This window comes from Mesorhizobium sp. P3_A9 (assembly GCF_056402975.1).
In genome coordinates this window covers 1-2,388 of the sequence record NZ_JBFUGJ010000573.1, presented here as the reverse complement: position 1 = coordinate 2,388, position 2,388 = coordinate 1, and the positions used below count along the sequence as shown (strand labels likewise).

The window sequence follows — 2,388 nt, the reverse complement described above, 5'->3', positions numbered from 1 at the left end:
GTGGCCGGCGATCCGGTACAAGTGCTGTCGTTGGTGGCGCAGTCGGCGCGATCCCGGTGCGGTGATCGGACACGGCGGGCCAACGCCGATATCGAGATGGTCATGGCCAGGTTTACATTGCCCGATGCCAGGACGGTTACTGATCTTAAGGCGCGTGTTCTGTTGCGATCACAAAGGTAAGAGCAATTGGATCGATCAACGTCGGACTTATGTGCGCACTTTCGGCCGCACCAATCCCAGCGCAGACGATCACCCATTCATGAGCGCTCGATATCTCCAGTCGCATCGATAGCGTACTTAAAGCCGGTGGCCGCTCGATCGCCGCAGAAAGAGCCGTAGGCTCGCGGGTGAAGTACCCGTCGCTCCTAGTTGGACTAAAAGCGACGGGCGGTGTTGCCTGAAGATGCGGAACTGCTACTTTAGCCGCAAGCGGGATGCTAAAGACGGACGGTAAATGAACTCTTAAAAAGCCCCCGTCGGGGTAGCAGATAGCACCATGGTCTGGCAAGGGTCTCGCAAGTCGGCGAGCTTTACCGACTTGCGAGTTTGTCGGTCAGTTGGAACTGGCGACAGGCGCCACAAGGGGCGTGATGCGGCGGATAGCGACACGGCGGTTCTGTCGTTCGGGCCCTGTCGTGTTCACCTTGAGATAGCGTTCACCGTAGCCTTGGGTCGTCAGGTTCTCCGGCGCGATGCCAAAGGCATTGGTGAGGGCCTCGGCAACTGCCTCGGCTCGCTGGTCGGACAAGGCCAGGTTTGCATTGTCGCTACCGACGGCGTCGGTGTGGCCCTCGATCAAGAAGGTTTCCGCCGGGTTCTGCTTCAGCAGCCGCTCCATTGCGTCCGCAACGCCTTGCAGCTTTTTGACTTCGCTGTCCGAGATAGTCGCCGAGCCGGAGTCGAAATTCAACGTGTCGAGATCAACGCGCCGGGCGATGTCGCGCACACGCGCCGAGCGTTTGACCTCATCGACCGAGTAGAGGCGCTGGACCTTTTCCACGGGCGGTTGCTCAAGGAAGGTGTAGTAGTCGCCAGGATCCTCTACCAAATCCGACTCCAGGATGTATTGCTTGCGCGGGATGGTTAGCCGCATCGGCGGCAAGTCATCTCCAGGGTCGCGCCAATCCTGCACGTCCTGGTAATACCGCTCGTCGACATAGCTCAACACATACTCGCGCCCGTCGGGCGTGATGCGGGAGCGCTGGATGACGTCTCCATTGCGGTTGCGGATGGTGACGATTTGGTTGCCGTTGTCACGAACGACCGTCTCGCGGGTGCGGCCGCCCGGCAGATCCTCGTAATACACGTCCTTGGCACCACGGTTCATGCGCGGCGCTTCGTTGCTCTCGACGATCGTCTGGTGGTTGAACTGGATGATGACCCGGCCGCCAATTTCCGTGAGGACATCGGCGCCTTTTGGACGCTCCGGCGCTTGGGTGTCGGGCGCCTTTTCACGGCGAGTGCCCTTTTCGTTCGTCACCGGAACGATCTTCTCCGGCTTGATCTCCTGCTGCGCTGACTTGTCGTCGGCAGGCGGTGGTGCGGCATCTGCGGGGGCGGTCGCAGGCGCGGTGACCTCATCGCTGCCGCTCTGCGGGGCGACCTTGCCATCCTTGCCCGGACGCTTCGCGTCCTTCTGGCTGTCCAGGATGGGGGCAGCGTTCGGATCGGCTGGCGCCTCGCCCTGGACTGGCTTTTCGCTTTGGGCGGGCGCGGCCGGCTCACCAACGGCTGGTTTTCCGCTGGCGGGGGGCTGCTCGGTTGAAGGTGGGGCTTTTGTCACGGGTTGGTTTGCAGGCTGCTCGGCGGCAGGTTTTTTCTTAGGTTCCGCCGGCTGTTCGCCCTGCGCAGGGGCAGGCTTAGCGGTCGCAGCAGGCGCCTGGGGAGCCGGGCTGGGCAAAGGCGCCTGATCCGCAGGTGGCTGGGCTTGCTTGCCTGCCGGTTCGTCTGGAGCCTTATTGGGGGCAGGCTCGGCTTGCGGCGCCGGCTCGGCCGGTTGAGCAGGCTGTTGCTTCGCGGACGGTTCAGCCGGTGCGGTGGGTGCTGGAACGGGAGGTGCCTCAGACGCCGGGGCTGCCTGTTTTGGCTGCTCCTGCGGTTTAGAAGCAGGCTGTGCTTCGGTCGCTGGAGGTGGAGCAGCGTTTTCGGACGGAGCCTGCTGCCTTAGCGCGCAGGCTTCGGCGGACTCGCCCTCCTTACATTTCAACTTGATAAAAATCGGCGGTGCGGATGCGACGAACCGTGCCGCGCCGAGTGCTGAACTGTCGAGCGGGGACCCGAACGGCGCTGAGAAGAGCAACCCGAGTGCGGTGCTGGCCAAAATCATTGGTCGGCGTGTCATATTCATTCTCCGTGGCGTGTCCCGTCGCTATCCAAACTGGGCACTGG

Annotated in this window: 3 protein-coding genes; 1 reads left to right on the top strand and 2 read right to left on the bottom strand. The window is 62.4% G+C overall.

Features of this window, described 5'->3' with window-relative positions; translation table 11 throughout:
• Nucleotides 1-180: hypothetical protein (locus AC1DX0_RS34680; RefSeq protein ID WP_477358891.1), on the top strand; the 180-nt coding region annotated here is incomplete at its 5' end.
• A 373-nt stretch (nt 181-553) separates the two neighbouring features.
• Here AC1DX0_RS34680 and AC1DX0_RS34675 read toward each other — a convergent pair.
• The gene (locus AC1DX0_RS34675) at nt 554-1,783 is read right to left on the bottom strand and encodes an OmpA family protein (RefSeq protein ID WP_477223636.1); all 1,230 of its coding nucleotides are present in this window, start codon (nt 1,781-1,783) and stop codon (nt 554-556) included.
• Nucleotides 1,784-2,195: 412 nt separating this feature from the next.
• The coding region (locus AC1DX0_RS34670; RefSeq protein WP_477358888.1) for a hypothetical protein at nt 2,196-2,388 on the bottom strand (193 nt) is incomplete at its 5' end.